Genomic DNA, 6,119 nt, shown 5'->3' with positions numbered 1-6,119 from the left:
GAGGCACCGGAGCCGCCTGCGGCGACGGCCCGAAGGGCGAGCGAAGCGAGTCATCCTGCACGACCCACCAATGTAAAAAAGCGCCCTAAAGGCGCTTTTTTGCTATCTGCGATTTGAACGATTCGAACCTGCAGCAGGTTCGAGCCGAACGCAGTGAGGCACCGGAGCCGCCTGCGGCGACGGCCCGAAGGGCGAGCGAAGCGAGTCATCCTGCACGACCCACCAATGTAAAAAAGCGCCCTAAAGGCGCCTTTTTGCTATCTGCGATTTGCCAGTGCCTTAATCAACTGCGTCACCGCAGGGGTCGCCTGCTTCTCGTCATACACTACGTATAAATCTGCCGGAATACGTTCCTGTAGCGGGCGAAATACCACGCCGGGCCACTGCATTTGGGCATAGCTGTCCGCAGCCAGGGTTATCCCCATCCCCATGCTGATCATTGCCAGAACCGTTTGAAGCTCAACAGCTTCGCGCACAATCATGGGCGTGAAGCCTGCCTGCTGGCAGACGCGGTGCAAAAATGCCCAGTCTGAATGAGCAGAGGGCATCGTGACGAAATATTCATTTTGCAGATCGGAAAGCGCGATGGCGGGCTGGCTGACAAAAGGGTGATCCTCCGGCATAGCCACCAGAAACGACGCGTTCCCTAAGCAAAGACCGGTAAAACCGGCCGTCGGGTCGGTGGCCATACGCCAGATCCCCACGTCCAGCTCACGCCGCTCCAGCAGGGCCATCTGCATGACCGGCGATTTTTCGCGGAAAACAACGTCAACATTCGGGTAATCTTTTAAGAACGTACGCATCACCGAACGCACCTCACTCCACATGGCCGTGCCCACAATGCCCATCTCAATGCGCCCTGCTTCCCCCCGCCCAATCTTTTCGACCCGGGCAAGGGCCTGGCTGGCGCTGGCAAGCAGACGCCGCGACTCTTCCATCAGCACTTTGCCTGCATGCGTCAGGGCAACGCTGCGTGAATGACGAATAAAAAGCAGCGTCCCCAGTTGGCTCTCAAGCTCTTTAATATGCAGACTCAAAGGGGGTTGCGACATATTGAGACGGGCCGCAGCCCGCCCAAAATGCAGCTCTTCTGCCACGGCAAGAAAATAGCGCAACAGTTTAAGATCGGTACGGTAAACGCGTTCCATCACACTCCATCCCGGCGAAAACACTCAACACCCCACCTTAGATCGTTTCGCCGTTTACGGGCAGATTTTAATGTGTAACTGTGCTCAACCCGCTGTTTTTAGGCGAGTGGCGGTAGTTGAAACAGAAGTAAAAGACGACCGTCAGAACCAGTGCATAGGCAGCAAAAACGAGCCAGATGGTCTGCCAGTCCTTCACGCCCTCTACGGAGAAGTAATCCACCGCCATCCCGCTAAGAATCGCCCCTACGTAAGCGCCAACACCGTTGACCATCGTCATAAATAAGCCCTGCGCACTGGCACGAATATCGGCACTCACCTCCTGTTCGACAAAAACGGAGCCGGAGATATTAAAGAAATCAAAAGCGCATCCATAGACAATCATTGACATCATCAACAGGACAACCCCCGTCGCCGACGGATCGCCGAAGGCAAACAGACCAAATCGCAACATCCAGGCCAGCATGCTCATCAGCATGACCGTTTTGATGCCGAAGCGTTGCAGGAAATAGGGGATGGTCAAAATGAAAAACACCTCAGACATCTGCGATACGGAGAGCAGGATGGAGGGGTAATTAACGATAAAACTGTTGGCGTACGCTGGGTTGCGGGCAAAGTCATGCAGGAAGGGGCTTCCAAAGGTATTGGTTATTTGCAGCACCGCCCCCAAAAGCATGGCAAACAGAAAAAATACTGCCATGCGCGGTTGGCGGAATAAGACAAAGGCATTCAGGCCCAGCTTGCTGGCAAGGGTCTGAGAGGCTTTTTTCCTGGCGACAGGAATGGAAGGCAGCGTCAGTGCATAGAGCGCTAATGCCAGTGAAGACCCGGCGGCGATATACAGCTGGATATTGCTCAGCTCTAAGCCCATCAGGCTAATGGTCCACATGGCGATGATAAACCCCAGGGTGCCATAAACGCGCACAGGGGGAAAATGGGTCACCGTATCCAGCCCCGCCTGTTCAAGGCAGGAATAGGAGATGGTGTTCGATAACGCGATAGTGGGCATAAATGCCATTGCATTGACCAGCATTACCCAGAACATCAGGCCAGGCTCATTGACCTGGGCGGCATAGCATAACGCTGCGGCGCAAATAAGATGACAGAGCAGATAGGCTCTTTCTGCGCGCAGCCATTTATCGGCAATAATGCCCACCAGCGAAGGCATGATTATCGCCGCCAGCCCCTTAGAACTGTAAACCATGCCCACGTCGGAACCGGTAAAATGAAGGGTGTTAATCATCCAGGAACCCAGGGTCACCAGCCAGCTTCCCCAGATAAAATATTGCATAAAGGACATCATCTTTAAACGCGTCGTGATGTTCATAACCGTTCCTTTTGCACGCTGTGGCCCCGGTGGGCCACAGGTGAGTTGACTCAGGCCAGTTTGCGCAGAAAACCGCAGATGAGATTGATGAACTTTTGCCGGGACAGTTCTGCCGCAGCCAGCGTCTGTGCGTGCGAAAGGGTTATCTCGCCCAGCCCTTCCGCCAGGTTAGTGATGGCGGACACCGCAACCACTTTTAGTCCGCAGTGGCGCGCGGAAATCACCTCTGGCACCACGGACATCCCCACCACGTCACCGCCCATGATTTGCATCATGCGAATCTCTGCCGCCGTTTCAAAGTTGGGGCCGGGATACGAGACGAAGACCCCTTCCTTGAGCGGAAAGCCCTCTTCTTTTGCCACAGCCTGTAAAACGCTGCGATAGTCCGCGTCATAGGCATTGGCCAGTGAGAAGAAACGCTCGCCAAAGCGATCGTCGTTCAGGCCGACCATGGGGGTGCCTGGCAGGGTATTAATATGATCGGTAAGCGCGACAAGGCTGCCCGGCTTGACCTCCGGGCGCAGCGACCCTGCGGCATTGGTGCTGAACAGCAGCTCGCAGCCCAGCAACTTAAAGGTACGAATCGCATCGGTCATGACGCTCATTCCGCGACCTTCATAAAAATGCCCGCGTCCTTTCATACAGGCGACGGGCACGCCGGCAAGATGGCCCAGCACCAGTTCTCCCGCATGACCGTGGACGGTGCTCACCGGGAAGCCCGGTAACGCCTCGTAGGGTATCGCCACGGCATCATCGATCCGATCGGCAAGCGCGCCCAGGCCTGAACCCAGGATAAAAGCAACGCGTGGAGTGAAAGTCGGTTTCGCGGCCCGAATGATATCGGCGCAATGCCAGGGCGTATTCGAGTGGGTCATAGCAGCTCCTTCAGGGTAAAAAGCGATAGTGGCTATCGCATGACACCTGACTTATAGCCGGAGCAGCTGGGTTATCACCAATACACTTTCCGCTTCCCATTGATAGGATTTCAGTATCAATGCGCGACCTGCCAGAGATGGCAGGGGGACTCAAGCTCGTCCCCGCGGTGCCGATACTTCTTTTTTAGGCACAAGGAGAGCATATGACCACGATCCAGGCATCAACGTCCCCCATTAAAACCAGCGGCAGCGGCAGCGGTTCAACTGACAACAGCATCGCGGCTCAAATTAGCCGAATTACCGCGAAAATCACTAAACTGACGCAGCAGTTAAAGGAGCTTGCTTTTGGGAGCGGGAGTACGGAAGAAAAGAAAAAACAGCAGGAGCTGATTCAGCAGCAGCTTGAAATGCTGCAAACCCAGCTGGAGCAGCTCATGCGTCGGCAGGCTGAAGAGGCGCAGCAAAAACAGGAGCAAAAGCAGTCGACGGCGAAAGGGGTTGTCATCCCGTCAAACGACCATCAGGTGGATATCTACATCTAATCCTCCCCGGCGTGAAACAAAGGATCGCGCGTGCGGGTCTCGATCAACCGTTGAGCCTGCATGCGCACCACCTCCCAACAGGCCTGCGCCGCGCCGGAAAGCGAACGATTCTTGCGACGAGCCAGCATCAGTTGTCGCTCAATACAGGGGGTAAAGCGACGCACCGTTAATTGACTTCCCTGGGGTAACGGTAAGGCCAGCGCCGGTAAAACGCTTATCCCGATCCCCGCTTCTACCATCGGAAACAGCGTGGCCGGGTGCCCGATCTCCTGCACGATAGTCGCCTCTACCTGCTGCTGCGCCAGCGCTGCATCAATCAGTGGTCGACTGCCCGAGGCGTAATCCTGTAAGACCAGATTGGCCCCCTGGAGCGCCTGCCACGAAACCTGCGGCAGTGACGCCAGCGGATCGTCGGCGCGGCATAGCAGCAAAAAGGGTTCGGATAACACCCTTTCGCACGCCAGGTCCGTTACCGGCCCCGGATCGATGACGATGCCAAAATCCACGTCGCCCTGGCGAATGCTCTCCAGTACCCACTGTTGCGGTCGGTCGTGAAGGACAAAATTGATGTCGGGATAGCGGTGATTACTTTCGGCAATGCACTGGGGGATCAGATGTGCGGAGATAGTCTGGCTCGCCGCAACGCGGACCGTGCCGGAAAGTTGCTGCCCCACCCGCCCGACATCCCGCATCGTACTGTTCAGTTCATCCAGTACCCTTTCCAGACGCGCTGCCAGCTGCTGTCCCGCCTCGGTGAGCACGACTTCGCGCGTGGTGCGGTCGAGCAAACGCACGCCGGTTTGCTGCTCCAGCTCTTTCACGCTATGGCTCACGGCCGACTGACTCAACCCGATGATTTCTCCGGCGCGACTAAAGCTTCTGGCCTGAGCCACGGTGACAAACACGCGAAGTTGACGTAAGGAGTAATTCATTTATTTAATTCATCAATGGATGCAATAAATCAATTTTATTTCTCAAACGGATAAAAGCACAATAGCGCAATCTGCTTTCAGGAGTGTTTATGAAACTATTTCGCATTCTCGACCCCTTTACCCTTACGCTGATCGTGACGGTTCTGCTGGCTTCCTTTTTCCCGGCGCGTGGCGAATTTGTCCCCTTCGTCGAAGGCCTGACCACCGCCGCGATTGCCCTGCTGTTTTTCATGCACGGCGCCAAACTCTCGCGTGAGGCAATCATAGCGGGCGGTAGCCACTGGCGGCTGCATCTGTGGGTGATGTGCAGTACCTTTATCCTTTTCCCGGTCCTCGGCGTGCTGTTTGCCTGGTGGGCACCGGTAAACGTCGATCCTGCGCTGTACACCGGTTTTCTCTATTTGTGCATACTGCCTGCGACCGTACAGTCGGCGATTGCGTTCACCTCGCTTGCAGGGGGCAACGTTGCCGCCGCCGTGTGCTCTGCTTCCGCATCCAGCCTGCTGGGGATTTTTGTCTCCCCGCTTCTGGTCGGCCTCTTGATGAACATGCACGGTGCGGAAGGTAACCTTGAGCAAGTGGGCAAAATCTGTCTTCAACTGCTGCTGCCATTTGTGCTGGGGCATCTCTCCCGTCCGTGGACAGGTGATTTTGTCGCGAGAAATAAAAAGTGGATCGGTAAGACCGACCAGCTCTCTATTTTGTTAGTGGTTTATTCCGCGTTCGGCGAGGCCGTCGTTAATGGCATCTGGCATAAAGTGGGCATTGGGTCATTGCTGTTTATCGCCCTCGTGAGCTGTGTTTTGCTGGCGATTGTTATTGCGGTAAACATCTTTGTTGCCCGTAAATGTGGGTTTAACAAAGCTGATGAAATTACCATTGTGTTCTGCGGCTCGAAAAAGAGTCTGGCCAATGGGATCCCGATGGCAAACATCCTGTTCCCGACGGCGATGATTGGAATGATGGTGCTGCCGCTGATGATTTTCCATCAAATCCAGCTGATGGTCTGCGCTGTGCTGGCGCGTCGCTATAAGCGTCAGGCAGAAAAGCGGGCGCAGGAAGAGACCCGCGCCGCGAAGGCTTAAGGTTTTTTCAGGGGCTGAACCAGATGGCTCAGCCCCTCAGTTTTAATGAGTAAGGTAATGGCCATCAGTTCGCCGAGCCGGCCTGCCGGGAATTCGTCCTTACGGGCAAACCACAGCAAATACTCCTCCGGGACGTCGATCAGTCGACGTCCTTTGTATTTCCCGAACGGCATCTCGGTATTCGCGATGTCGAAAAGCTGCTCTTTTTCCACG

At 55.4% G+C, this 6,119-nt stretch carries 7 protein-coding genes and 1 other RNA gene; 3 read left to right on the top strand and 5 right to left on the bottom strand.

From position 1 onward, the window contains the following. The first annotated feature begins 99 nt into the window (after window positions 1-99). Window positions 100-225: non-coding RNA, RtT sRNA (locus LZP96_RS17635), on the top strand. 32 nt (window positions 226-257) lie between these two features. Here the strand turns inward: LZP96_RS17635 and LZP96_RS17630 are convergent. The 3 genes from LZP96_RS17630 to xapA form a co-directional block, all read right to left on the bottom strand. After that, complete coding sequence (locus LZP96_RS17630; RefSeq protein ID WP_258926202.1) at window positions 258-1,148, bottom strand: LysR family transcriptional regulator; 891 nt, start codon at window positions 1,146-1,148, stop codon at window positions 258-260. 67 nt (window positions 1,149-1,215) lie between these two features. Next, entirely contained in the window at window positions 1,216-2,472 is a 1,257-nt protein-coding gene (locus tag LZP96_RS17625; RefSeq protein WP_258926201.1) for a nucleoside permease, read from the bottom strand. 50 nt (window positions 2,473-2,522) lie between these two features. Then, window positions 2,523-3,347, bottom strand: a complete 825-nt coding sequence (gene xapA / locus LZP96_RS17620) for a xanthosine phosphorylase (protein WP_258926200.1) — start codon at window positions 3,345-3,347, stop codon at window positions 2,523-2,525. A 203-nt stretch (window positions 3,348-3,550) separates the two neighbouring features. Between xapA and LZP96_RS17615 the strand changes: the two genes are divergently transcribed. Next, window positions 3,551-3,889: a FlxA-like family protein gene (locus LZP96_RS17615; RefSeq protein WP_064326911.1), complete on the top strand. Its 339-nt coding sequence runs from the start codon at window positions 3,551-3,553 to the stop codon at window positions 3,887-3,889. Here LZP96_RS17615 and LZP96_RS17610 read toward each other — a convergent pair. Beyond that, entirely contained in the window at window positions 3,886-4,821 is a 936-nt protein-coding gene (locus tag LZP96_RS17610; RefSeq protein ID WP_258926199.1) for a LysR family transcriptional regulator, read from the bottom strand. The genes LZP96_RS17615 and LZP96_RS17610 overlap by 4 nt on opposite strands. Before the next feature lie 89 nt (window positions 4,822-4,910). Here LZP96_RS17610 and LZP96_RS17605 point away from each other — a divergent pair, with 89 nt between their 5' ends. Further along, entirely contained in the window at window positions 4,911-5,906 is a 996-nt protein-coding gene (locus LZP96_RS17605) for a bile acid:sodium symporter family protein (protein ID WP_064326913.1), read from the top strand. Here LZP96_RS17605 and LZP96_RS17600 read toward each other — a convergent pair. Continuing rightward, entirely contained in the window at window positions 5,903-6,118 is a 216-nt protein-coding gene (locus tag LZP96_RS17600) for a DUF3820 family protein (RefSeq protein ID WP_064326914.1), read from the bottom strand. The two genes, LZP96_RS17605 and LZP96_RS17600, sit on opposite strands and share 4 nt — an antisense overlap. Between the last annotated feature and the right edge of the window lies 1 nt (window position 6,119).

It is taken from the genome of Huaxiibacter chinensis, assembly GCF_022171985.1.
Lineage (GTDB): Bacteria > Pseudomonadota > Gammaproteobacteria > Enterobacterales > Enterobacteriaceae > Enterobacter > Enterobacter chinensis_A.
Note: the sequence above shows the minus strand (reverse complement) of the source record. Positions and strands in the feature narration are given on the sequence as shown.

Bases quoted from the DNA above. Each gene is read 5' to 3' on its own strand.
- LZP96_RS17630 (WP_258926202.1), bottom strand. From the start codon at position 1,148: ATGGAACGCGTTTACCGTACCGATCTTAAACTGTTGCGCTATTTTCTT.
- LZP96_RS17625 (WP_258926201.1), bottom strand. From the start codon at position 2,472: ATGAACATCACGACGCGTTTAAAGATGATGTCCTTTATGCAATATTTT.
- xapA (WP_258926200.1), bottom strand. From the start codon at position 3,347: ATGACCCACTCGAATACGCCCTGGCATTGCGCCGATATCATTCGGGCC.
- LZP96_RS17615 (WP_064326911.1), top strand. From the start codon at position 3,551: ATGACCACGATCCAGGCATCAACGTCCCCCATTAAAACCAGCGGCAGC.
- LZP96_RS17610 (WP_258926199.1), bottom strand. From the start codon at position 4,821: ATGAATTACTCCTTACGTCAACTTCGCGTGTTTGTCACCGTGGCTCAG.
- LZP96_RS17605 (WP_064326913.1), top strand. From the start codon at position 4,911: ATGAAACTATTTCGCATTCTCGACCCCTTTACCCTTACGCTGATCGTG.